The sequence below is a fragment of the Streptomyces sp. NPDC018964 genome (assembly GCF_044390325.1).
Classification (GTDB): Bacteria; Actinomycetota; Actinomycetes; order Streptomycetales; family Streptomycetaceae; genus Streptomyces.
In genome coordinates, this window is record NZ_JBIRYZ010000009.1 from 74593 (window position 1) to 98789 (window position 24197).

At 73.2% G+C, this 24197-nt stretch carries 21 protein-coding genes; 8 read left to right on the top strand and 13 right to left on the bottom strand.

Features of this window, described 5'->3' with window-relative positions; translation table 11 throughout:
* Positions 1 to 174: 174 nt before the first annotated feature.
* Entirely contained in the window at positions 175 to 564 is a 390-nt protein-coding gene (trxA, locus tag ACH5AO_RS17315) for a thioredoxin (RefSeq protein ID WP_398925400.1), read from the bottom strand.
* Between the two features lie 118 nt (positions 565 to 682).
* On the opposite strand from trxA, the gene ACH5AO_RS17320 reads away from it, so the two are divergent.
* Positions 683 to 2128: a dihydrolipoyl dehydrogenase family protein gene (locus ACH5AO_RS17320; protein WP_398925402.1), complete on the top strand. Its 1446-nt coding sequence runs from the start codon at positions 683 to 685 to the stop codon at positions 2126 to 2128.
* 224 nt (positions 2129 to 2352) lie between these two features.
* On the opposite strand, the gene ACH5AO_RS17325 is transcribed toward ACH5AO_RS17320, so the two are convergent.
* Positions 2353 to 2997, bottom strand: coding sequence for a peptide deformylase (locus tag ACH5AO_RS17325; RefSeq protein ID WP_398925404.1), 645 nt, complete (start codon positions 2995 to 2997; stop codon positions 2353 to 2355).
* 129 nt (positions 2998 to 3126) lie between these two features.
* On the opposite strand from ACH5AO_RS17325, the gene ACH5AO_RS17330 reads away from it, so the two are divergent.
* Complete coding sequence (locus tag ACH5AO_RS17330; protein WP_398925406.1) at positions 3127 to 4554, top strand: PepSY-associated TM helix domain-containing protein; 1428 nt, start codon at positions 3127 to 3129, stop codon at positions 4552 to 4554.
* 63 nt (positions 4555 to 4617) lie between these two features.
* Here ACH5AO_RS17330 and ACH5AO_RS17335 read toward each other — a convergent pair whose 3' ends face one another.
* The 3 genes from ACH5AO_RS17335 to ACH5AO_RS17345 form a co-directional block, all read right to left on the bottom strand.
* On the bottom strand, positions 4618 to 4965 hold the full coding sequence (locus ACH5AO_RS17335; protein ID WP_398925408.1) for a tetratricopeptide repeat protein: 348 nt from the start codon (positions 4963 to 4965) through the stop codon (positions 4618 to 4620).
* Positions 4966 to 5031: 66 nt separating this feature from the next.
* Complete coding sequence (locus ACH5AO_RS17340; RefSeq protein ID WP_398925410.1) at positions 5032 to 9978, bottom strand: hypothetical protein; 4947 nt, start codon at positions 9976 to 9978, stop codon at positions 5032 to 5034.
* Positions 9979 to 10145: 167 nt separating this feature from the next.
* Positions 10146 to 11054, bottom strand: coding sequence for an S-4TM family putative pore-forming effector (locus ACH5AO_RS17345; RefSeq protein ID WP_398925412.1), 909 nt, complete (start codon positions 11052 to 11054; stop codon positions 10146 to 10148).
* Positions 11055 to 11474: 420 nt separating this feature from the next.
* On the opposite strand from ACH5AO_RS17345, the gene ACH5AO_RS17350 reads away from it, so the two are divergent.
* Complete coding sequence (locus tag ACH5AO_RS17350) at positions 11475 to 12296, top strand: WD40 repeat domain-containing protein (RefSeq protein WP_398925414.1); 822 nt, start codon at positions 11475 to 11477, stop codon at positions 12294 to 12296.
* Between the two features lie 4 nt (positions 12297 to 12300).
* Here the strand turns inward: ACH5AO_RS17350 and ACH5AO_RS17355 are convergent, their stop codons facing one another.
* From ACH5AO_RS17355 to ACH5AO_RS17365, 3 genes are read right to left on the bottom strand one after another with little or no spacing between them, the layout of a single operon-like run.
* Positions 12301 to 12963: a response regulator gene (locus ACH5AO_RS17355; RefSeq protein ID WP_398925416.1), complete on the bottom strand. Its 663-nt coding sequence runs from the start codon at positions 12961 to 12963 to the stop codon at positions 12301 to 12303.
* A complete protein-coding gene (locus ACH5AO_RS17360) occupies positions 12960 to 14189 on the bottom strand; it encodes a sensor histidine kinase (RefSeq protein WP_398925418.1) in 1230 nt (409 codons plus the stop codon). The genes ACH5AO_RS17355 and ACH5AO_RS17360 overlap by 4 nt, the downstream gene beginning before the upstream one ends.
* Positions 14186 to 15022: a lysostaphin resistance A-like protein gene (locus ACH5AO_RS17365; RefSeq protein WP_398925420.1), complete on the bottom strand. Its 837-nt coding sequence runs from the start codon at positions 15020 to 15022 to the stop codon at positions 14186 to 14188. The genes ACH5AO_RS17360 and ACH5AO_RS17365 overlap by 4 nt, the downstream gene beginning before the upstream one ends.
* A 252-nt stretch (positions 15023 to 15274) precedes the next feature.
* Between ACH5AO_RS17365 and ACH5AO_RS17370 the strand changes: the two genes are divergently transcribed.
* From ACH5AO_RS17370 to ACH5AO_RS17390, 5 genes are all read left to right on the top strand, one after another.
* Positions 15275 to 15925 (top strand): hypothetical protein, encoded by a 651-nt coding sequence (locus ACH5AO_RS17370; protein WP_398925422.1) that lies wholly within the window; start codon positions 15275 to 15277, stop codon positions 15923 to 15925.
* 153 nt (positions 15926 to 16078) lie between these two features.
* Positions 16079 to 16693, top strand: a complete 615-nt coding sequence (locus ACH5AO_RS17375; protein ID WP_398925424.1) for a sigma-70 family RNA polymerase sigma factor — start codon at positions 16079 to 16081, stop codon at positions 16691 to 16693.
* Between the two features lie 61 nt (positions 16694 to 16754).
* On the top strand, positions 16755 to 17444 hold the full coding sequence (locus ACH5AO_RS17380; protein ID WP_398925426.1) for a transcriptional regulator: 690 nt from the start codon (positions 16755 to 16757) through the stop codon (positions 17442 to 17444).
* Positions 17441 to 18418, top strand: a complete 978-nt coding sequence (locus ACH5AO_RS17385; RefSeq protein WP_398925428.1) for a pyridoxal-phosphate dependent enzyme — start codon at positions 17441 to 17443, stop codon at positions 18416 to 18418. The genes ACH5AO_RS17380 and ACH5AO_RS17385 overlap by 4 nt, the downstream gene beginning before the upstream one ends.
* A gap of 141 nt (positions 18419 to 18559) precedes the next feature.
* On the top strand, positions 18560 to 18919 hold the full coding sequence (locus ACH5AO_RS17390) for a cupin domain-containing protein (protein ID WP_030863923.1): 360 nt from the start codon (positions 18560 to 18562) through the stop codon (positions 18917 to 18919).
* Between the two features lie 120 nt (positions 18920 to 19039).
* On the opposite strand, the gene ACH5AO_RS17395 is transcribed toward ACH5AO_RS17390, so the two are convergent.
* From ACH5AO_RS17395 to ACH5AO_RS17415, 5 genes are all read right to left on the bottom strand, one after another.
* Positions 19040 to 20353, bottom strand: coding sequence for an FtsX-like permease family protein (locus ACH5AO_RS17395; RefSeq protein ID WP_398925430.1), 1314 nt, complete (start codon positions 20351 to 20353; stop codon positions 19040 to 19042).
* A 3-nt stretch (positions 20354 to 20356) separates the two neighbouring features.
* A complete protein-coding gene (locus tag ACH5AO_RS17400; RefSeq protein ID WP_398925432.1) occupies positions 20357 to 21142 on the bottom strand; it encodes an ABC transporter ATP-binding protein in 786 nt (261 codons plus the stop codon).
* 124 nt (positions 21143 to 21266) lie between these two features.
* A complete protein-coding gene (locus ACH5AO_RS17405; protein WP_398925434.1) occupies positions 21267 to 21908 on the bottom strand; it encodes a lactate utilization protein C in 642 nt (213 codons plus the stop codon).
* Positions 21905 to 23383 carry a LutB/LldF family L-lactate oxidation iron-sulfur protein gene (locus tag ACH5AO_RS17410; protein WP_398925436.1) on the bottom strand — a complete coding sequence of 493 codons (1479 nt, stop codon included), beginning with the start codon at positions 23381 to 23383 and terminating at the stop codon, positions 21905 to 21907. The genes ACH5AO_RS17405 and ACH5AO_RS17410 overlap by 4 nt, the downstream gene beginning before the upstream one ends.
* Complete coding sequence (locus tag ACH5AO_RS17415; protein WP_030863912.1) at positions 23380 to 24135, bottom strand: (Fe-S)-binding protein; 756 nt, start codon at positions 24133 to 24135, stop codon at positions 23380 to 23382. Before ACH5AO_RS17415 ends, ACH5AO_RS17410 begins: the two co-directional genes overlap by 4 nt.
* Between the last annotated feature and the right edge of the window lie 62 nt (positions 24136 to 24197).

Genomic DNA, 24197 nt, shown 5'->3' on the forward strand with positions numbered 1-24197 from the left:
CCGGGCGCGGGGGGGGGGGGGGGGGGGGGGGGGGGGGGGGGGGGGGGGGGGGGCCGCGCGGGGGGGGGGGGGGGGGGGGGGGGGGGGGGGGCCCCCCCCCCCCCCCCCCCCGGGACGGGAAGGGAAGGGGCGGCGGGGGCGAGGAACCCACCCCCCCCCGCCGCCGAGGCCGCCTCAGGCGCCCGGCGTCTCCCCCTGCCGTGCCTGCTGCTCGGCGATCTGCTTGCGGACGTCGTCCATGTCCAGCTCGCGGGCCTGCCCGATGACGTCCGTCAGGGCGGCCTCGGGCAGCGCGCCCGGCTGGGCGAACACGGCGACCTGGTCACGCACGATCATCAGCGTCGGGATCGACTGGATGCCGAAGGCCGCGGCCAGCTCCGGCTGCGCCTCGGTGTCCACCTTGCCGAACACCAGGTCCGGGTTCTCCTCCGCCGCCTTCTCGTACACCGGCGCGAACTGGCGGCACGGACCGCACCAGGCCGCCCAGAAGTCGATCAGTACGAACTCGTTGTCCGTGACCGTCTGGTCGAAGTTCTCCTTGGTGAGCTCCACGGTGCTGCTCATCGCGCGTTCCCTCTTCCTGGGGTCGGGTCGGGCCGTCGGCACAACACGGCCGGCCGGTCACGTATTCCGCGCCCCTACCCATGTGGCCACAGCGCACACCACCCACCAGACTGACGCCATGACGGAAACGCAATCGACGCAACCGGAATCAACCGCCTACGACGTCGTGGTGCTCGGCGCCGGACCCGTGGGCGAGAACGTAGCCGACCGCACCCGCGCCGCCGGGCTCACCACCGCGGTGGTGGAGAGCGAACTGGTCGGTGGCGAGTGCTCCTACTGGGCGTGCATGCCCAGCAAGGCCCTGCTGCGCCCGGTCATCGCCCGGGCCGACGCCCTGCGCCTCCCCGGCCTGAGCCGGTCCGTCCAGGGGCCGCTGGACGCCGACGCCGTACTCGCCCGCCGGAACTCCTTCACCTCCGACTGGAAGGACGACGGCCAGGTCAGGTGGCTGGAGGGTATCGGAGCCGACCTGTACCGCGGCCAGGGACGGCTCACCGGTCCGCGCACCGTCACCGTCACGGACGCCGACGGCGGCAGGCGGGTCCTCACCGCCCGGCACGCCGTCGCCGTCTGCACCGGCAGCCGCGCCCGGCTGCCCGACCTGCCCGGACTCGACGAGGTCCGGCCCTGGACCAGCCGCGAGGCCACCGGCGCGCAGTCCGTGCCCGGCCGGCTGGTCGTGGTCGGCGGCGGGGTCGTCGCCACCGAGATGGCCTGCGCCTGGCAGGCCCTCGGCTCGCGGGTCACCGTCCTCGTCCGCGGCGAGAGCCTGCTGAACCGCATGGAGCCGTTCGCCGGCGAGCTGGTCGCCGAGGCGCTCACCGAGGCCGGCGCCGAGATCCGCACCGGCACCTCCGTGAAGTCGGTGACCAGGGAGAACGGCACGGTCCTGGTCGTCACCGACGACGGTGACCGGATCGAGGCCGACGAGATCCTCTTCGCCACCGGACGCGCCCCGCGCACCGACGACATCGGCCTGGAGACGATCGGCCTGGAGCCCGGCTCCTGGCTCACCGTGGACGACAGCCTCCGCGTCACCGGCCACGACTGGCTGTACGCCGTCGGCGACGTCAACCACCGGGCCCTCCTCACCCACCAGGGCAAGTACCAGGCCCGGATCGCGGGCGCCGCCATCGTCACCCGGGCCGCCGGGGAGCCCGTACGGGCGGAGGACTGGGGCGCGCACGCCGCCACCGCCGACCACGCCGCCGTCCCCCAGGTCGTCTTCACCGACCCGGAGGCGGCCTCCGTCGGCCTCACCCTGGCCGAGGCGCAGCGGGCGGGCCACCGCGTCCGCGCCGTCGACGTCGACCTGTCCTCGGTCGCCGGCGCCGCCCTGTACGGCGACGGCTACAAGGGCCGCGCCCGCATGATCGTCGACCTCGAGGAGGAGATCCTGCGCGGCCTCACCCTCGTCGGCCCCGGCGTCGGCGAACTCGTCCACTCCGCGACCATCGCCGTAGCCGCCCGCGTCCCGATCGCCCGCCTGTGGCACGCGGTCCCGTCCTACCCGACGATCAGCGAGATCTGGCTCCGCCTCCTGGAGGCGTACCGGGACGCCTGAGCCCGGATGAGCCCGTCCGGCGTTTGAGGACGAGGCCCGAAGGGCCGATGGGGGCCTGGGGGCGCAGCCCCCAGGGACGGGAAGGGAAGGGGCGGCGGGGGCGAACCACCCCCGGAACGACGGCCGGCGGCCCGATCCGACGGAGGACGACGGCCAAGACGTCCGACCCCGAGCACCCCGGTCCTCCGGCAGGCGGCCTCCGCCCGCCGGAGGACCGGGCCGGGTCACGGCAGCTCGAAACCCAGCTCCCGGGCCGCCCCCTCCGGCGTCGGCTGCGACCAGCGTTCCAGCGCGGCCCGGTTGGACGACAGCGAGCGCGGCTCGGCCCGGTCCAGGTACAGCGTGCCGTCGAGGTGGTCCGTCTCGTGCTGCACGATCCGCGCGGGCCAGCCGGTGAACACCTCGTCCAGCGCCCGCCCGTGCTCGTCCTGCCCCCGCAGCCGTACCTCGGCGGGCCGCGCCACCACCGCCTGGTACCCCGGCACGCTCAGGCACCCCTCGAAGAACCCGACCCGCCGGGTGCCGACCGGCTCGTACACCGGATTGACCAGCACCCGGAACGGCTGCGGCACCCGCCCGCGCGCGAGGCGCACCTCCTCCGGGACCGGTGCCGGATCCTCGATCACCGCGATCCGCAGCCCCACCCCGACCTGCGGCGCGGCCAGCCCGACCCCCGGCGCCGCGCGCATGGTGACCCGCAGCGCCGCCACGAACCGGGCCAGCAGCTCGGGCCCCAACTGCCCGTCGTACGGCTCGGTACCACCGCGCAGCACCGGGTCACCGGCCGTGACTATGGACAACGGCCCTTTCACGGCGAGCAGTTGCTCGACCCGCTCGGCCAAGGGTGCACGATCGTCCGGAGTTCCCATGCCGCCAGGATCGCACGCCTTCCGCGTGTGGCGCAGGTCACACGCAACTCCCGGGAACCGGAAGCCCCGCCGCCCCGACTACTGCACCACCACCCCGCCCGCCGACACGTCCCCGGGAGAACCCCACCGATGACCACCGCTCCCTCGACCCCCACGGACGAGGCACCGAAACCCCTCGCCCCCGAGCCCGCACCCGCGAAGAGCGCCCGGACCGGTCTGCGCCCCCTCGTCCTGCGCCTGCACTTCTACGCGGGCGTCCTGGTCGCGCCGTTCCTCCTCGTCGCCGCCCTCACCGGCCTGCTGTACGCCGCCTCGTTCCAGGCCGAGAAGATCGTCTACGACCATGAGCTGACCGTCCCCGTCGGCGACCGCAAGCTGCCCGTGTCCGAGCAGGTGGCCGCCGCCCGCGAGGCCCACCCCGAGGGCACGATCTCCGCCGTGCGCCCCTCACCCGAGGCCGACGCCACCACGAGGGTGATGCTGTCCGGCATACCGGGTGTGGACCCCGGCCACACCCTGGCCGTGTTCGTCGACCCGTACACCGCGAAGGTGCGCGGCGCACTGGAACAGTACGGCTCCTCGGGCGCGCTGCCCCTGCGCACCTGGATCGACGAGTTCCACCGCGATCTGCACCTGGGCGAATCGGGCCGTCTCTACAGCGAGTTCGCCGCGAGCTGGCTGTGGGTGATCGCGGGCGGGGGACTGGTGCTGTGGTTCTCCCGGCGCCGCGCCCTGCGCAAGCTGCGCGGCACCAGCGGGCGGCGCCGCACGCTGGCCCTGCACGGCGGGGTGGGCGCGTGGGCCGCGGCCGGCTTCATCTTCCTCTCGGCGACCGGCCTGACCTGGTCCACCTACGCCGGCGCGAACATCGGCGAGTTGCGCACCTCCCTCAGCCAGGAGACCCCCTCGGTGTCGGCCGAGGCGGCCGGCGAACACGCGGGCCACGACGCGGCCGGCGACGCGGCCGGCGGCACGGCGGGCGACGCGGCGCACGGCGTCGGCCTGGACAAGGTCCTCGGGGCGGCACGGGCCGAGGGCCTGGGCGACCCGGTGGAGATCGTGCCGCCCGCCGACGAGAAGTCCGCGTACGTCGTACGGCAGATCCAGCGCAGCTGGCCCGAGAAGCAGGACTCGGTCGCCGTCGACCCCGCCTCCGGCGAGGTCACCGACGTCCTGCGGTTCGACGACTATCCGGTCCTCGCGAAACTCACCCGCTGGGGCATCGACCTGCACACCGGTAGCCTGTTCGGCCTGGTGAACCAGATCGTCCTGATGGCCCTGGCCCTCACCCTGATCCTGCTGATCCTGTGGGGCTACCGCATGTGGTGGCAGCGGGGCCGCGGCTCCGCCTTCGGCCGGCCGATCCCGCGCGGGGCCTGGCAGCAGGTGCCGCCGTACGTACTCGTCCCCCTGCTGGCGGCGATCGCCGTCCTGGGCTACTTCGTCCCGCTCCTCGGCATCCCCCTGGCGGTGTTCCTCGTCGTCGACATCGTGCTCGGGGAGGTGGCCCACCGCCGGGGCCGGCGGACGTACACGAGCGGCACGGCGGCGCGCTGACGCGCGGTGCCCGGCTCCCCGTCGCGGGGAACCAGGCACCGGCCCGCCCTCACTCCTCGTCCCTCACTCCTCGTCGAAGGAGCCGCCCAGCGCGGCGGCGATCCGCAGGTGCGGCCGGGCCTCGTCGTCCCGCCCCTGCCGCTGGAGGGTGCGCCCCAGCATCAGCCGGGCGTAGTGCTCCACCGGGTCACGCTCCACGATGACCCTCAACTCCGCCTCCGCGCGCCGCAGTTGCGCCGAGTGGTAGTAGGCGCGCGCCAGCAGCAGCCGCGGTCCGGTCTGCTCCGGCACCTCCTCGACCAGCCCGCCGAGAACGCGCGCGGCGGCGGCGTAGTCCTTGGCGTCGAAGAACATCCCGGCGCGCTCCCAGCGCTCGGCCGGCGTCCCGTGGTCGTAGTACGTGGTGTCCACTTCTGGCCTCCTTCGAGGCCGACAACGGGCCCGGGGGCCACGGTATTCCGCTGCCCCGCGGTGCCGTCAGAGGACGCTCCCGGCGGGATCGAGGGGCGGGAGCCAGCGTCGGTGGCTGCTCTCGGTGTGCAGGAGAGTGCCCACGCGTACTGTCTCCCGGACCATGTCCGGCCACGTGCTGCTATCGGCGATCGTGAGCAGATACGCCCCCGGAGCGTCGGCGCGCTTGCGGATGCCGGCCCGGATCAGCACGCGCAGGATCTCCTTGGGGCCCTCCCAGCAGCCTTCGAGGAGTTCACGCCACTGCTGGGACGTGGTGCGTTCGGCGAGCCGGGAGAGCGGGCGGTACCAGCGCTGGGCCAAGGACATCACCTTTCCCCTGGACAGCGCGCGCAGCGTGGCGCAGACCGCGCCGACCAGCTCCACGGCGTCCTGGGGCGACACATCGGTGAGCCGTTCGACGAACCGCCCCAGGACCGTCACCTCGTCCACCTCGGTGGCCCTCGCCAAGTGGCTCCGCGCGCTCGCGCACGCCTGAGCGATGTGCCGCGGTGTGTCCAGGGAGTGGTGGCGGCACACCAGGCCCGTCAGACACCGGCGGGCCACCGTCTGGACGTCCTCGTGTCTGCCCGGCCCGGTGCCGCCGTCCGCACGAGCGGGCTGCGCGAAACCACGCAGGGTGTTCTCCAGCCGCCGCCATTCCGCCGTGTCGAGCGAGCCGTTCGGACTGTGCTCGATGACGGTCGAGACCAGGAACAGCGCGGCCTTGACGAGATGCGGATGGCCGCCCAGGGAGAGGATGCCGTCGAGATCCGCCGCGCTCGGAGGGCTCAGAACGCCCCGGACGACAAGTTTGCCGCGCAGATGGAAGGAGCTCTTGGCGTTGGCCGAGCCGTAGTCGCCGGTCCATGTGACGTCGCACAGCCGCTCCAACGTGTCGGAGTGCCGGTGCAACGCGGCGGTCAGCCGCCGGTCGATGTCCGCTCCGGGACTTCGCAGGGCCTCGTTCAGCCAGACCGGGTCCAGACGCGGGTCGATGGTCCCCTGCGCGAGCAACTCGTCGAGCAGTTCGGGATGTTCCGGCACCAGCCGCTGCAGGTTGAGCGTGATCTTCTGGTCCTCCTGCGTCACTCCCTGATTGCGGACGGGACCCTTGACGCGACCCCTGCCCGCCCGGTCGGCGCGCCACAGCCGCAGGGCCTCGACCGCGTGCGGGTGTCCGGCCGCCGCGGCGGCCACCAGCAGGTGGGTCGCGCCCTGCTCGGAGAGCCAGACCCGGCGCAGTCGGTCCTCGGCCTCCGGTCTGCCGCGGTCGTGGTCCCGGTGGGCGGTCTCCCGTGGCCACGCCTCGTCGACCAGCCGGGCCGCGGTGGCCACGTCGAGGCCGCGCCCCCACGTGTGTTCCGCCAGCCGGTGGGCGAAGTCGGCGGGGGCAGGACGATCCAGTGCGCGCAGGCTCCGGGCCAGCCAGGTGCGGACCGCAGCCGTGGCAACGGGTTCCGCACCGGCGGTGCGGCTCGTCGACGTGTCACCGCCGATCGTGTCGGCGGCGCCCCGCGCGGCGGTGAGCAGGGGCAGCAGCAGATGCTCGGTGAGCAGGGGCAGGGCCGCGGGATCCGCGGCGTCCGTCGCCACGGCGAGCAGGCGGCGGACCTCTTCGGACGACGCTCGGACCGCCATCTCGCCCACGGCGCGTACCTGAGGGTACGACATCGGGTCCTCCGGGCGCCGGACGGCCGCTGCCAGTACGGCTTCCAGCGAGGGCCGCTCACCGCGGGTCAGCCACGTGGCCGCCGTCAGCCGGCCCAGCGCCTCCTGGAGCACGACTCCCTCCTTGTTGCGGGGGCGCTCACGGCCCCAGCGATGCCGGACCACCGGCCGGACCGCCGCGTAGGGGCGCTCCGGCCAGTCCTGTTGCCGCGCCGCGAGCCGCAGACAACGGGCCATCGGGATCAGGTCGCTGTGCGGGTCCGTCATCAGCGTGCGCAGCCGGGGCCACACCCAGTCGGGCCGCTTGGGCGCCAGTGCCTCCAGTACGCCCAGGAACTTGAAGATCTCCGACCTCTCCCGGGTCAGCAACCAGGCCCATAGGCACTCCCGGGGAATGCAACGGGTGCCGCGGCAGCGGCCGTTGCCGCGTGCCGCGGACGGGCAGGCCTCGTCGATGACCGAGATCACGCTCTCGGGCAGGCTTTCCGCGAGCCAGATCAGGGCGACGAGCAGGGGCTGTCTCAGTTCCTCGTGCCCGCCGCGCCAGATGCCGAGGAGTTCCTCGACGATCCGGTCGCGGTCCTGGTGGCAGGTCGTGGGCAGTGCTTCCAGATAGACCCTGCCCAGGATCGACGGCAGGGCGGCGACGGCCGGTCCGAAGTGCCGCCGCAGTTCGGCGTCGGGGGAGGGCAGTTGCGCGTAGACGCGCATCAGCATGGCCCGTAGTCCGTGCAGCGTGGGCGGGCCGTCACGGGTCTCGGCGAGCAGCGCCGTCAGCAGTGCCGTTCCCGCCGCGACGGCCCTGCCTCCTGCCCGTCCCGCCTGGACGAGGGCCTGCTCGGCGACCGCCAGCCGGAAATGGTCGTCGGGATACTTTTTCAGCCAGTCGAGCAGCAGACTCAGATGGGACGGTTCCCCGGGCACGGCCGTCCGGCAGAGCCGACGGCCGGCGGCGTACTCGAACAGGGTCTGGTGGAAATAGGAGTACCGTTCCCCGGAGCCCGTGAGCTGGCGCTCGATCACTCCACGGGTCACGAGCACCTGGAAGTCGTCCACCGGACCGGCGTCCCGCTGCCCGGTGCGCAGGGCCGTTCTCACCTCCGCGTGCGTCAGGTCCAGGCGGCCTTCCGTGAGCATCAGCCGGGCCACTCTCTCACCGGCTTCCGAGAGGTCGGCCGGTGCCTCCGTGCCCGGCACCTCCCCGGCCCGCCGGTCCTGGCCGACGCGGTGTTCCCAGTACAGGTCGTACAGGGTGGTGACGTCGATCTCCTTCACCAAGGGCATCTTGGGCGCGAAGGTCTCGAACAGCATGCGCAGGGTGAGCGGGGCCCGGCACACCTCCTGCATCGGCAGGCCCCGCACGGCCGCGTGGGAGACCGTGCGGCAGACATGGTCCACGGAGACCTCGGAGTGGCCCTCGTAGAAGTACCGGGCGTGGGAGCGGATGGCAGCTTCCCGCTCCCGCTCGCTGTACGGGCCGAGCGTCTTCCACTCGAGCGTGAAGTCGTTCACGAACGGCCGCAGGGAGCGTGCTTCCTCCTCGCGGCAGGTCATCACCACGCGTACGGAGTGCTCGGCGGCGACGGTGAGCAGTTCCTGGACCAGGACGAGACCGGAGACGTGGGAGACCAGCAGGTCGGCGGTGTCGAGGAGGAAGACCGCCGGGCCCGGCAGATGACGGCACGCGGCACGCACCGCGTCCAGGGTGAGTCCGGTGCCGGGAGGGGCGCTCCAGAGGTCGCCGGCCCGCAGGAAGTACGGCCGCGGCCCGTGGGGATCCGCGGCGAGCTCGCGGTGGAGCCTCCACAGCAGTGTGGTCTTCCCGGTGCCGGGCCGGCCGGTCACACACACCGAACGGCCCTCGCCCAGCGAACGCAGGAGCGACCACTCCAGTTCCCTGGGGACGGCGAGCGCGGTCAGGTCGAGAAGGCGCGCACCGACGCCGGAGGCACCCTGGTGGCCCGCGGCGGCGACGGCGGTACGGCTGTACGACTGGAGACGGAGCAGTTCGGGGGGCGGGGCCGCGACGGTGGTGTGCCCGGGCGCCGTACGGTCCGTGACGGGAGCGGACCGCGGGGGCCGCCGGTCCAGGGGCCCAGGGGCGGCGGACACGGCTGGCGGGCTGGCCACCGGCGGCGCGGCGACCGGCAGCCCGGTGCGGTCCGGGCCCTCCCCGAACCGCTTCAGCAGTTCGCCGCCGGCGTGCGCCGCCAGCCGGAAGCACCACCACCGGCCGGTGTGCCCCTGGCTCTCGTACGTACTGGACCGCAGCCCCGTGGCGACGAGCGAGAGCAGGAACTGCAAGGACCACACGTCACCCAGGCCACCCGTGGTGGCCTGGGCGCAGGTGTCCCTCACCGCCCGCACCAGACGGCTGGACGCGGGCGGGATCCGGTCCAGCAGGTCCTCGTGCGGGCGCACCAGATAGCGGAGCAGCGCGTCACCGCCCCCGGCCGACTCGGCGGAGATCTCCGGGGCCAGGGCGGACAGGAGCAGCATCGTCACGTCACGGGAGAGCGGCGCGTCGTCCGAGAAGGTGGCCAGATCGATGAGGCGGAAGTCCTCGTACCGGGGCCTGCCCTCCCGGTGCGGCACCATGATGTTGTGCAGGTGGAGGTCGCCGTGCGCCCGTCCACGTACGGTGTAGAGGGCCGGATCGGGCAGTCCGGCACGGCCCGTGGCCATCGCCAGGGGGTTCGGCAGGTCCCGGCCGTCGATCCGGATCCAGGGGGTGTCCGCCTCCAGCCCTCCGATCCGGGAGCCGTACGCGAGTGCCGAGCCGCCTCGGGAGACGAGCGCACCGAGTTCGCCGCCCAAGAAGGCCGAGAGGTTCGTGAGGACGGTTTCCCGCCCTCCTGGGCCGCCGTTCCACTCCGTCAGCAGCCACCTTGTTACGAAGGCGCAGGCGTCCGGGAGTTCACGAGGCCCCAGACGGGCCATCGTGTCCACGTCGTACAGGCTGTCGCCCGCCGGGGACTGGAAGGTCAGCATGCGCCCGTCCCCCACGGGCCACACCCAGAGCAGCGGGGCCACACGGTCCGGTGCTGTCCGCAGGGCCCGGGCGTGGACGTGCCCCTCGTCGTCCTGGCCGGTGGCGGACACCTTGACCACCACGGTGCCCGGACCAGGGGTGACCAGGACCGCGGACAGCAGGGCTCCACTGGCGCTCACCCCGGACGGTCGCCATGGAGGGACGAGCGGCCGGACCGTGCCACCGTGTGCTCCGCTCCGGGCCCACCGGATCAGGGCGTCGGAGGCCGGCACGTCGTCGAACAGGTCTCTCAGGCCGTCCTCGTTCTCCACCAAGCCTTCCCCCCGTCCAGGACCCGACCCGCGCCCGGTACCGGCCGCGGAGGCGCTCGGACGCCGCGGCGACGCGGGTAAGCGCTGACGGTACATCACTTCACCGGACCGGTGTCACCGTGGTTCCGGGGCCGCCCCGGCCGTACCGCTGCACGAAACCGCCGCGGTCAGCCGGGTTGTGGCGTCGTACGCGAGACGACCTCCCGCAGGTCGTGCAACGCGGCCTGGAAGTCGGCCCGGTCCGAGCTCTTGAAGCGGCGGAAGAACCAGCCGGGCACACGGGTGTGCCGCAGCCGGGACTGGAAGATCACGTCCTGGACCTGCCGGGCGAAGGCCGGCAGATCGGCCGGGTCACCGCCCTCGGCGACCCTGGCCTCCAGCAGTTCCAGCACCCGCTCCCGGTCCGCGACCACCTGCCGTTGCGCACGGCACACCTCCACGCTCATCATCACCGCGCCGAGCGAGGGCACGTACCACAGCAGCAGCAGGTCGAGCACGCTCATACGGGCCGAAAGACCGATGACGAACCCCAGGCACAGCCAGACCAGAACGGCCGTCAGCACGGCCTGGGCATAACGCCGTCGCACCCGGGCACCCCACCCGAGATTCTGTTGCTGGCAGGCCAGCACGTCGTAGGGGTGCGGCAGTTCGACGATCTCGTAGTAGTCGCGCAGCTCGGCCTCGTCCCCCCTGAAGCGTCGGCTGAGGCTGCTGATCAGCTGAGGGGCGGGCGGCGAACCCGCCATCACGGTGTTCCACTCCAGACGGAACAGCCTGACGTCGAACGACTCCTGCAGCAGCGCCGCACGTTTGGCCTCGTTGCTTTCCCACGAGGTGAGGCCGACGGAGTGCGCCACGGCCCAGAGCCCGCCCAGCACCGTCACGGCGACGGTGAGCCCGGGGAGGAAAACGGTGACGAGTCCGGCGACGGCCAGCAGCACCGACACGCCCATGCGGGCGTTGGCCAGCCGCTGGGCCCTGCGGTGGGAGACCAGCATGGCCCGCAGCCGGTGCCGGGCCGCCTCGGCGTTCTGCTCCGACAGGATGCGGGAGCCCCCGACCGGATCACTGCCCATGACATCCCCCTCGTCCCAGCGCGTGGCTCACCCTTACTGTGCCTACTGGTCCGCCCGGTGTACACAGGGCCTTCGGCCCTCACCGGGCGGCCACGAACGCCGGGTCCCGGACCGGGCCTGTGCCAGGAGGGGCCCAGGTGCTGCCCCGGGCGGTGCCACAATGGCTCCGATCGGCTCGGGGGAGCCGTGTCCGGTGTGCCGACGCCTTCGCGCGGCGGAGACGATGACCGAGCTTGCCGAGCTGACCGCGTGCCTGGGGGACGAGGCCGCGGCACGGGCCCTGCTTCGGTGGGTCGGCGACCTGGGGTCGGGCGTCATGCCGGTCAGCCCTCGCTGGAAGCCGTCGGGGAAGGGCTACACGGGCGCGGCGCTCGCGGCCGTGACGGTCACCCCGGGGCCGGGAACCGTAGTGGTCAAACTGTGTCCCCCGGTCAGCGCTCGGAACACGCCGCCCACCAGCGCGCACTGCGTGCTTCCCGGGACTTCGCCGGACGTCACCTGACCGAGCAGGCCTATCCGCCGTACCCCGTGGGCGACGGGCGGACGCTGACGTTCCAGAGCCCTGCCGGCGGAAGCCTGCGGGGTGTGGAGACGATGGCACGCCTGGACGGCGAGGAGCTGATGTCCGCCTTCCGCGCCGTGGTCACGGGACTGGTGACCGACTGGAGCCCGGACGGCTGCTGGGCGGCTGCCGGGGACAACGGCGACGTGCTGCTGTGGGAGACGGCGGAGTGGCGGCGGGCCGGCGTGGTCTCGGTGGGCGCCGGTGTCAACGACCTGGCGTTCGCGCCCGGCGGATCACAACTGACCGCCGCGACCACGTCCATGGAACTGCGCGTAGTCCGTCTCGACCCGGCGGGCCGGCCCACGGGGACGGTGGACGAGCGGAACGGCCACGCCGGTTCGGTCGGCGCGGTGTCCTGGTCACCCGACGGCCGGCACCTGGCCACCGCCGGGTACGACGGGCGCGTGCTGCTGTGGAACCCGGTGGCCGGACGGCCCCGCCGCGTACTCCCGGGCGACGGAACGGCCGTGTGGTCCGTGACCATGTCACGGGACGGAAGCCGTCTGATCGCCGTCACGATGGGAGGCTCCGCCTTCCTGTGGGACACCGGAACGGGGACCGAGGTGTGCCGGCTGCGCGTGGACGACCGTCTGCCCTCCTGTTCGTTCCACCTGCACGACGACCGCGTCGTCCTCGGCGGCTCGGCCGGCCTCTACCTGTGCGCGGTCCCCCGGTAGCGGTTCAGGTCGCCAGGCCCTGGCGGTAGGCGTAGACCACCGCCTGGACGCGGTCGCGCAGGCCGAGTTTGGCGAGGATGCGGGAGACGAAGGTCTTCACGGTCTCCTGGCTGATCAGCAGGGCCGCGGCGATCTCGCTGTTGGACAGGCCGTCCGCGATGAGGCGGAGGACCTCCAGTTCGCGGGGGGTCAGTGGGAGGTCCCGCGGCGCCCCGTCCTCGGCGGGGCGGATCCGGGCGGCGTACCGGCCCACGAGTTGGCGGGTCACCTCCGGGTCCAGCAGCGCCGCGCCCATGGCCACGGTCCGGATGCCGTGGAGCAGCCGGTCCGGCGGCGCGTCCTTGAGCAGGAACCCGCTCGCCCCCGCGCGCAGCGCCTCGTAGACGTACTCGTCCAGGTTGAACGTCGTCACCACGAGCACCTTCACCGGATGCGGCACCCCCGCGCCGGCCAGCAGGCGGGTGGCCTCGATGCCGTCGAGCACCGGCATGCGCACGTCCATCACCACGACGTCCGGACGGAGCCGGCCGGCGAGGTCGACGGCGGTCTGCCCGTCGCCGCACTCGCCGGCCACCTCCAGGTCGGGCTGGGCGTCGATGATGGTCGTCAGGCCGGTGCGGATCAGCATCTGGTCGTCGCAGACCAGGACCCGGATCGGTGCGGTCATGCCGTGTTCCCCGTCGGTACCGTGTTCTCCGTCGTCGCCGGGTCCCCCGCCGGCGCCGTGCCCCCCGCCTGCACCGTGCTCCCCGTCGGTATGCGGGCCCGTACGACGAAGCCGCCGCCCGTCTCCGGTCCCGCGCTGAAGTCGCCGCCCAGGACGTCGACCCGCTCCCGCAGGCCCGCCAGGCCCCGGCCGCTCCCGCCGGGGGAGGAGGATACCGGGGTGCCGGAACCGTCCGTGCCGACCTCCACGGTGATCTGCCGTTCGCTGTGCCGTACCACGACCCGGGTGGCGCCGCCGTGGGCGTACTTGAGGGCGTTCGTCAGGGCCTCCTGCACGACCCGGTAGGCGACGAGGTCGGCGCTGCCGGTCGACGGCGCCGGCGTGCCCTCCTCGGTGAACTCCACCGGCTGCCCGGCCCGGCGGGTCTGCTCCACCAGCGTGAGGAGCCGGCCGACGGGCGGTGTCCTGGCCTCGGGGCCGTGGTCGGGGTTGAGCAGGTCGAGCAGGTGCCGCAGGTCGGTGATGGCCCGTCGGCCGGTGTCGCTGACGGCGGTCAGCGTCCGGTCCAGCCGGTCGGGCGCGGCGGTCAGATAGCGGGCCGCCTCGGCCTGTACGACCATCGCCGTCACATGATGGGTCACCACGTCGTGCAACTCGCGGGCGATCCGGGCGCGTTCGGCGGTCCGGGAGTCCTCGGCGACGCGGTGCCGGCGCTCGGCCTCCGCGATCCGGGTGGCGCGCAGCCACGCCCCGATGCCCCAGGCGAGGGCCACCGCCAGGTAGAACGTCACGAACTCGCTCACCGGCTCACCCGGACCCAGCCGGTGGAACGCGACCGTCAGTGCCACGTAGGCGACGGTGCACAGGGCCGCGGTGGTGCGCCGGTACCGCTCCAGGTACGCCCCGGTGCTCAGCAGCGCGACGGGCAGCGCGATGCCCGCGGGGGAGTGGTAGCCGCGGAGCTGGTCGAGGGCGAACCCGGCCATCACCAGAGCGAGGCAGACGGCCGGCCACCGCCGGCGCACCGCGAGCGGAAGGGCCTGGAGGCCCACCGCCACGAAGGCGAGGGAGTCGAAGGGACGCTCCGGCACGCCTCCGAGGAGCGTTCCGTGGTTCTGGAAGTCCGGCCACAGCGACAGGGAGAGGACGAGCAGCCCGAGCAGAAGGTCCCTGACGGTGACGTCCAGCCGGTGCCACGTCTCCCGGAGCCGGTGAGGAGCGATCACCGGGGCAGTCTAGCGGTGGCGTCGACCCGCTCCGCACGCCGGCGGCGGGGCACCAGATTGCCGCGCCGGTGGGCCAGCCACAGGAACCCGATCGTCAGCAGCACGCCGAACAGCACCGAGTACACGCTTCCCTCCGGGCCGAAGTCACCGCCGGTGATCCACTTGTTGCCCGACATCGTGGAGTCCAGCAGCCCCTGCTCGGTGTCGTTGCCCGAGACCACGGTGCTGAAGATGCCGCCCGCGGCGAAGTTCCAGCCGAAGTGCACGCCGATCGGCACCCACAGGTTGCGGGTGGCGACGTACGCGGCGGCGAGCATGCCGCCGGCCTCGATCGCGATGGCGAAGGCGCCCCACGCCGTGGCGTCCGGGTTGGGCAGGTGCGCCAGGCCGAACAGCAGCGCGGTCAGCGTCAGCGCGATCCAGGTGCCCAGGTACTCCTCGACGATCCGGAACAGCACCCCGCGGAAGAGCAGTTCCTCGGTGACGGCGGCGGCGGCCATGAAGCCGAACAGTCCGGCCGTGCCGCTCAGCGAACCCAGGCCGTGCACCTCGTAGTTCCCGGAGGTGAAGAGGTTCGTGATGACCATGCCGAACATCACGACGCCGATCAGCGTTCCCCGGCCGAGCGCCGGCGCGGCGCCGTTCGGGTCCAGCTCCGTGACCGGCCGGCGCTCGGTCCGCCCCACCACCCACCGGTAGACCGGCACCGAGAGCACGGCGGTCAGCGTCCCGAGGACGAGCGTGAGCCACGGGTTGTCCCGCACCGCGCTCACGCTCTGACCGCCTATGGCGGAGATCGCCGCCACGGCCAGGAGCTGCCAGACCACTCTCATCGATGACTCCTTCGTCGGATCCGCGGCCCGGTGCCGCGTGTCGCAATGGACGCTACGGATCCGGCGGCCGGGAATCGTCACCGCACAGTGGACACTTGCCCGTAGCTCGCTCGGGGGACGGACGTGGTCACGGGCCGACTCCGGTGCCCGGCAAAGGTGTTCTGGATCACATGCCGGGGAATGAGTTGCGTGCGTGGGAGGAACCGTATCCACGGGCGACCGCTTGGGGCCCGGATGCGACGATGAGGGGCCATGACTGCTGGGTGGGTTGCTCGCACGGTACGGGCCGCGGTGTTCGCGGGCGTCTGTGTCGTGCTCGCCGCCCTGGGACACGTCATGATGTCCGGCGACCACCTCCCCCTCCGGACGCTGGCGGCAGGCTGGGCCGCCACCGGCGCCGTGGGCTGGGGACTCGCGGGGCGTGAGCGCGGACTGCCGCTGATCACCGCCGTCGCCGTCGTCGCCCAGACGGTTCTGCACACGGCCTTCTCCCTGACGGAGCCCGCCCACGCCGACCCCATGGACGGGATGGACAGGAGCGTGATGCCGCACGGCATGCACTCCACGCCCATGCCCATGCCCATGGGGGCGGGTACGGGCACGGAAGGACACATGGCGCCCTCCGGTGACTCCTCCGCCGGCATGCTCGCCGCCCACCTGCTGGCCGCAATGCTGTGCGGCCTGTGGCTCGGGTACGGCGAGCGGGCCGTCTTCCGGGTGCTCCGGGCCGTCGTCGGCCGGCTGGCCGCCCCGCTGCGACTGCTGTTCCTCACGCCGGTGCCGACGGTCCGCCCGCCGCTCCGCGTCCGCCGGCGCCGCCGCTCGGACCGGGTGCCACGGCTCCTTGCCCTCGTCCACGCGATCACCTTGCGCGGTCCGCCCGCCGGGACCGCTGCCGCCTGACGGCAGCCGGTGACACCCCGGGCCGCCCCTGCGCGCCCCGGGCTCCGGCCGTGTGCCGGTACAGCCCTGTTCCGCGTACCGCCCGCGGCCGTATCCCCGCCGACCGGGTCCGCGCACGCCCGTGGTTCCCGGTTCCCCCGCGAAGGAACTCAGGTGATCACTTCCACCCTGCCCACCCCTGCCGGAAGACCCACCGACGACGCGGCGACCGCCTGGGCGCTGGCCGCGCGCGGCGGTGACTCCGACGCCGTCGACCGCTTCGTCCGCGCCCTGCACCGTGACGTCATCCGCTACGTCGCCCATCTGTGCGCCGACCCGCAGGCGGTGGACGATCTGACCCAGGACACGTTCCTGAGGGCGCTCGGCAGCCTGCACCGGTTCGAGGGCCGTTCCTCGGCACGCACCTGGCTGCTGGCGATCGCCCGCCGCGCCGTCGCCGACAGCCACCGGTACACGGCCGTACGGCCCCGGAAGGCCGAGGTGCCCGACTGGCAGCTGACCGTCGAACGGGCCCAGCCGCGCGGGCTGCCCGGATTCGACGACGGCATCGTGCTGCTCGACCTGCTGGACCGCCTCCCGGAGGAGCGCCGCGAGGCGTTCGTCCTCACCCAACTCCTCGGCCTGCCGTACACCGAGGCGGCGGCCCTCGGCGACTGCCCGGTCGGCACGGTCCGCTCCCGCGTGGCCCGCGCACGGACGACGCTCGCCGCCCTCGTCGTCGAGGCCGAGGAGGCGGGCACGGCCGCACCCGACACGCGATTGGACTGACAGTCCAACATCTGGACGTGTAGTCTGAGGAAGGAGGGTGACGCCGACAGGAGGTGGGCTCATGGCGGCCACGGAAGACCGGGACGCCGAACGGGAGGCGATCCTCGCCGCGCTGGCACCGGTCGTCGACGGGATCGCCGCGACGTTCGGTCCGGTCTGCGAGGTGGTGCTGCACGACTACCGGCGCCCGGAGGAATCGGTGGTCGCCGTGGCCGGCTCCGTGACCGGGCGGACGGTCGGCGGAGCGATGAGCGAGATCGGCATGCGGGTGCTCGCCCGCGGCGACGAGGCCGCCGACGAGCTCAACTACCTCACCCGGACCGCGACCGGCACCCTCGTGAAATCCTCCACCATGGTGCTGCGGGACTCCACGGGAGCGGTGTTCGGCGCCCTGTGCGTCAACGTCGACGTCACCGCCGTGAGCCAGGCGCACACCCTGCTCAGTGCGCTCGCCGGCCTCGCCGGCGGCCCGGCCGAACCGCCGACGACCACCTTCGGCAACGACATCGACTCCGTGGTCGAGGCCATCGTCGACGACCACCGGACGCTGCGGCACCGGGGCTGGGCCCAGCTGGACCGCGAGGAACGGCTGCGGCTGTTCCGGGACCTGGACGCCCGGGGTGTCTTCGCCGTGCGGCGCGCGGTCGAGCAGGTCGCCGGCCGGCTCGGCATCTCCCGCGCCTCCGCGTACAGCTACCTCTCCCAGTCCCGGACGACGACCGACCCGACCCCCGCCGGAGGCACCCCGTGACGACCACCACCCCGCCGGTCACCCTCGACGACGTCCTCTCCGCCGCCGAACGCCTCAAGGGCGTCGCCCACCGCACGCCCGTGCTGCGCTCCCGCACCCTGGACGCGCTCGTCGGCGCCGAGGTCCACCTCAAGTGCGAGAACTTCCAGCGCGTGGGCGCCTTCAAGTTCCGCGGCGCCTACCACGCGGCCTCCCGGCTCACCCCCGACCAGCTCTCCCGGGGTATCGCCGCCTACTCCTCCGGCAACCACGCCCAGGCCGTCGCCCTGGCCGCCCGGGAGCTGGGCACCACCGCCGTCATCGTCATGCCCGAGGACGCCCCGCCGTCGAAGCGGGCGGCCACCGAGGGGTACGGCGCCGAGATCGTCACCTACGACCGCTACAGCGGCGACCGGGTCGCCGTCGCCGAGGCCCTCGCCGCCGAGCGGGGCCTGACCCTCGTCCCGCCCTACGAGCACCCGCACGTCATCGCGGGACAGGGCACGGCCGCCCTCGAACTCGTCGAGGAAGCAGGAGAGTTGGGGGCGCTGCTCGCGCCGGTCGGCGGCGGCGGACTGATCGCCGGAAGCGCCACCGCCGTCAAGGGCCTGCACCCCGCGACCCGGGTGATCGGCGTGGAGCCGGAGGCCGGCGACGACACCAAGAGGTCCCTGGAGGCGGGCCGGCGCGTCAGCATCCCGGTCCCACGCACCATCGCCGACGGTCAGGCCCTGCACACCCCGGGCGAGCTGACGTTCTCCCTCAACCGGCGGCTCCTGGACGGGATCGTGCTGGTCGGCGACGACGAGATCAGGGACGCGATGCGGTTCGCCTTCGAACGCCTGAAGATCGTCCTCGAGCCGAGCGGCGCCACCCCGCTCGCCGCACTGCTCACCGGCCGCGCGGGCCCCCTCCCGCCCCGCGTCGGCCTGATCCTCTCCGGCGGCAACATCGACGCCGAACGCTTCGCCCGGCTCTGCGGTCCGGACGCCTGACGCACCGGCCTCACCCGAATGGCGGCCCCGAGTGGACAGGCGGACGATGGAGTGGTGGGGCCCGGCCCCCGCCGGTGCCGTGCGAGGCGGACGGAGACCGGACCCGGCCGTGCAGGGAGACGGTCGGAAGGGAACAGGGTCATGCTCGAGATCAAGACGCTGGACAAGCCGGACGAGCGGCGCGACTTCCCCAGGGGACACCTGGAAGCCGTCCACATGACAGGGCTGGACTTCGCCGTGGCCACCTTCGAGCCCGGGTGGCGCTGGTCCGAGTCCGTCGGTCCCATCGCCGGGACGGAGAGCTGCCGGATCCACCACAACGGCTATGTCGTCCAGGGCCGCATGCACATCCGCATGGACGACGGCGCGGAGCAGGAGGTCGGCCCTGGGGACGTCTTCGTCTGCCCACCGGGCCACGACGCGTGGGTCGTCGGCGACGACCAGGTCGTGGTGCACGACTTCGCGGGCGGCATGGCCCAGGAGTACGCCAAGGCCGACTAGCCGGCACACCACCCGAGTCGGCGAACCACCCGGGCCGGCCGTTTCCCGCTCCTCCGGCCGCGGGAAACGGCCGAGGGGCGCCCGCCGCGGCGGACGCCCCCGTGCCGACCGGGCAGGACGTCAGGCGGCCTGCGCCACCGCCCGCACCGCCGGAGTGCGCAGCACCCGCCAGGCCGTGCCCAGGCTCGTCCCGAGGGTCACCGCGGCCGCCACCGCCGCCATGGCGAGCCACGTCCCGAGGAACTGGTCCGGCAGCACCCCGTCGGTACGCACGATCGTGAACGGTACGACCCCCGCCAGCGCGGCCGACGTGCCGAGCAGCACCCCCGTGACCGTGAGGATCACCCCCTCGGTACCCACCACACGGAGCACCTGCCCCGGAGTCGCCCCCGCCAGGCGCTGCTGTCCGAACTCACGGGAGCGGTAGGTCGTCGCCGCGTACAGCGAGTTGACCAGCATGACGCAGACGAAGACGGCGATGATGCCGACGACCGTGAGGTTGAGCGTCTCCAGGTTCTTCGCGTCGACCGACTTCACCAGGCCCGAGGCCGCGACGGCGTCGCTCTCCACCGCCTGCATGGTGATCGTCGCCGTGGACACCGCCGTGAACATGATCAGCGACACCAGGATCCCGGCGAGCTCACCGGACCGCTGCCGCAGGTTCCGCACGGCCAGCCACCCGCCGGCCCCGCCGAGCGCCAGCCGGTCGAGCAGGCCCTTCAACAGGCGCGGCGCCAGCAGCGCGAACCCCACCGAGAGCATGATCGCGCCTTGGGCGGGCGGCGCCATCAGCGCCTCGTCCGTCGCGGAGAGGAAGAAGGTGGCGCAGGCCCCCGCGGCGCCGGTGGCCAGCGCGGCGTACGTCAGGAACCGCCGTGCCCCGGCCCGCTCCCTCCTGCTGCGCCGCGTCACCCGCCGCACGGCCAGGAACGCGGCGCCCGCCGCCGCGAGCAGCGTGATGTGCACGCCGCTCATCAGCGCGATCGGCCCGAAGGAGTACTCGACCGACCGCGCGACCTGGCCGCCGTCCTGGAACATGTCCAGCAGCGCCCGCCCGCCGAGCATCGCCGGGCCGATCGCCAGCGCCGCGCCCACCAGGGCCACGGCCGCCGCCTCACCCACGACCATCCGCTTGATCTGCGCCGGGGTCGCCCCCGAGCAGCGCAGCAGTTCCAGCTCGGCCACCCGCTGCCGCACGTTCACCGTCAGCGTCGAGGCGACGGCGAAGAACACCAGCAGCGTGCCGTACCCGCCGACCACCCCCGCCGCCGTGCCCAGGGTGTCGGAGCTCACCGGGTCCACGCCCGGCTGCCCGGCCGTGTCGTGCATCGAGTGGAACATCATGATGATCGCCGCGCCCAGGAAGGCGGACAGCAGCGTCGCGAGGAACCGTCCGGGACGGTGCCGGATCGACCGCATGGCCAGTACGAACACGGCTCACACCCCCGCCGTCGTGTCGTCGCCCAGGTGTGCCAGCCGCTCGGCCACCGCGTCCGCCGTCGGCGCGTCCAGCCGGCCGGCGAGCCGGCCGTCCGCGAGGAACAGCACGCTGTCGGCGTAGGAGGCGGCGACCGGGTCGTGCGTCACCATCACCACGGTCCGCCCGTGCACCCGCACCGCCTGTTGGAGCAGCGCCAGCACCTCCCGCGCGCTGCGCGTGTCCAGGGCGCCGGTCGGCTCGTCCGCGAAGATCACCCGGGGCTCGGTGACCAGCGCCCGCGCGATCGCGACGCGCTGCCGCTGGCCGCCGGAGAGCTGGCCGGGCCGGTGCCCGAGCCGGTCGCCGAGGCCGACGGCGGTGAGGATCTCCCGGGCCCGCCTCCGGTCCACGCGCTGTCCGGCCAGCTTCAGCGGCAGCACCGTGTTCTGCGCGACGGTCAGCGTCTCCAACAGGTTGTACTGCTGGAACACGAACCCGATCCGCCCGCGCCGGAACCTCGTCAGCTCCGCCTCGCCGCCGCCCGTCAGCTCGGTCCCGTCGACCCGCACGATCCCGCTGTCGGGCCGGTCCAGACCCGCCGCGCACTGCAGCAGCGTCGACTTGCCCGAGCCCGACGGCCCCATCACCGCGGTGAACGTCCCCCGCGCAAGGCCCAGCGTCACCCCGTCGAGGGCGGTCACGGCGCTGTCCGCCGTCCCGTAGGACTTGCTGACCTTCACCAGCCGCAGCGCCTCGGGGGCGGGTCCCGTGTCGTGGTCGCGTCGTGACCCGTTGCGAAACATCGTCATCTCCTCCGTCCGGCACGTCCTGTGCCATGCCGACGACGCTACGGAGGAGACGGCCGCACCACATTGGGCGCAGAACCCGTATCGGGGGGTGTAGTCAGGACCACCCCCCGAGGGGGTTTCACCCGACCAGTACGACCTCCAGCGTGCGCGGCCCGTGCACGCCCTCCACCCGGTCGAGCTCGATGTCGCTGGTCGCCGACGGGCCGGAGATCCAGGTGAGCGGCCGGGCCGGGTCGAGACGCCCGAGGGCCTGGGGGACGGAGGAGACGACCTGGTCGGGGACGCGGACCACGCAGATGTGGTGGTCGGGGACCAGGGTGATGCGGCGCCGGCCCTGGTCGGGGGAGCCGTCCAGCACGATCGTGCCGGTCTCCGCGACGGCGACCGCGCAGGCGGTGACCACACTGTCGACCCGGTCCAGTTCGTGCGGGGTGCTCTCCGCCCGGTCCGCCACCCGCGTCACGTCCGTCGCCGCGAGCCAGCCCTCGTCGAGACCGGGCGGAACCAGCACCGACGACGCGCCGCGCGCCGCGAGCAGCCCGGCGACGACACCGGCCAGCCCGGCCGCGTCCGTACGGTGCACGACGGCCCGGTAGTCGGCCAGGTTCTCCGCGAGGAGGTCCACCGTCTCCTCGACGGTGCGCTCACCGTGCTCGCGCAGATAGTCACGGACGACGGCCCGCTCGTACGGGGTGTCGTCCTCCGGTACGTCGGCGAGGGCCCGCCGCACCCGGCCCAGGATCCGTTCCCTGCTGCTCACTTCGCCGCTCCCTTCCCGCCCCGCGTACGCTGCCACCAGTCCCGGAACGGTTCCGCCGGCACCGGCGGCAGGTCCCGGGTCCCGCTCCACGCCCGGCCGGGGCCCGGCAGGGTGCGCGGATGGAGGCGGCGGGTGCGCGAGGCGAGGCGCTGGCCGGTGCGCAGGGCCCCGGGGTGCGCGAACGCCCAGCGGGCGGCGCGCATCGCGGCACGCTCGGCGGCGTGCCCCTTGGCCGGCTTGAGCACCACCTTGTTGCCGCCCCGGATCACCTCCCCGCCCTGCGCCACCCGCTCCCGCAGGTGCACCAGCACCTCGGGGATGTCGATGGCGACCGGGCACACCTCGTAGCAGGCCCCGCACAGCGACGAGGCGTACGGCAGGGAGGCGTCGATCTCGCTCCCCGTTCCCCGGAGTTGAGGGCTGAGGATGGCGCCGATCGGACCCGGGTAGACCGAGCCGTAGGCGTGGCCGCCGGCCCGCTCGTACACCGGGCACACGTTGAGGCAGGCGGAGCAGCGGATGCAGCGCAGCGCCTGCCGGCCCACCTCGTCGGCGAGGGTGTCGGTGCGGCCGTTGTCCAGCAGGACCAGGTGGAAGGCGCGCGGGCCGTCCTCGTCGGTGGTGCCGGTCCACGTCGAGGTGTACGGGTTCATCCGCTCGGCGGTCGAGGAACGCGGCAGGGTCTGCAGGAACACCTCCAGGTCCTGCCAGGTCGGCACGATCTTCTCGATGCCGACGACCGAGATCAGCGTCTCGGGCAGGGTCAGGCACATCCGCCCGTTGCCCTCGGACTCCACCACCACCAGGGTGCCGGTCTCGGCGACCATGAAGTTGGCGCCGGAGATGCCCACCTTGGCGCGCAGGAACTTCTCCCGCAGGTGCAGCCGGGCCGCCTCGGCGAGTTCGGCGGGTGTGTCCGTCAGCCCCTCGGGGGCGGGGCGGCCCCACTCGCTCATCTCGCGGGCGAAGATCTCCCGGATCTCCCCGCGGTTGCGGTGGATCGCCGGCACCAGGATGTGCGAGGGCCGGTCCTTGCCCAACTGCACGATCAGCTCGGCGAGATCGGTCTCGTAGGCGGCGATGCCCTCCGCCTCCAGGGCCTCGTTGAGGCCGATCTCCTGCGTGGCCATCGACTTGACCTTGACGACCTCCGACTCACCGGTCTCCTTGACCAGCCGCGCCACGATCCGGTTGGCCTCGTCGGCGTCGACGGCCCAGTGCACGGTGCCGCCCGCCGCCGTCACCGACTCCTCCAACCGCTCGAGGTAGTGGTCGAGGTGACGGAGTGTGTGGTCCTTGATCCGTTTGCCGGCCTCCCGCAGCTCGGCCCAGTCGGAGACCTCCGCGACGGCGTTGGCCCGCTTGGCGCGGATGGTGTGCGTGGCGTGCCGCAGATTGCCGCGCAGCGTCGCGTTGCCGACCGCCTCGTGGGCGGCCTCGGGAAACGCCGGCATGCCGAGATACGTCCCGCTCATACGGCCGGTTCCTCCTCCGTGCTCGCCAGGATCTCCGCGATGTGCACCGGCCGCATGCCGGTCCGCAGCCTGGTCATCGTTCCGCCGATGTGCATCAGGCAGGAGTTGTCCGCCGCGCACAGCACCTCGGCGCCCGTCGACTCGGCGTTGCGCACCTTGTCGGTGCCCATCGCCGCCGAGACGTCGGAGTTCTTCAGCGCGAAGGTGCCGCCGAAGCCGCAGCACTCCTCGGCGCCCGGCAGCTCGGCCAACTCCAGCCCCTTCACCGCCCGCAGCAGCCGCAGGGGCCGCTCGCCGAGACCGAGACCGCGCAGCCCGTGACAGGTGGGGTGGTAGGTCACCTTGTGCGGGTAGTACGCCCCGACGTCGGTCACCCCCAGCACGTCCACCAGGAACTCCGTCAGCTCGTACGTCTTCGGCACCACCGGCGCCAGCGTCGCCGCGAGGGTGTCCCCGCGTCCCTCCGCCCGGGCCCGCTCACCCATCCGCGGATACAGCTCCCGCACCATCGCCCCGCACGACCCGGACGGCGTCACGATCGCCTCGTAGTCCTTGAAGACGTCGGAGAAGTGCCGGGCGAGCGGCTCGGCCTCGTGCCGGTAGCCCGTGTTGTAGTGCGCCTGGCCGCAACAGGTCTGCGCCATCGGGAAGTCGACGTCGACGCCCAGCCTGGTCAGGAGTTTCACCACGGCGCGCCCGGTGTCCGGATAGAGCGTGTCGTTGACACAGGTCAGGAACAGTGCGACACGCATCGCGGCTCCTAGTGAATCGATCATCGGGTGAATGCAGGGTAGTGGGGGAGCGGAGGGACGGG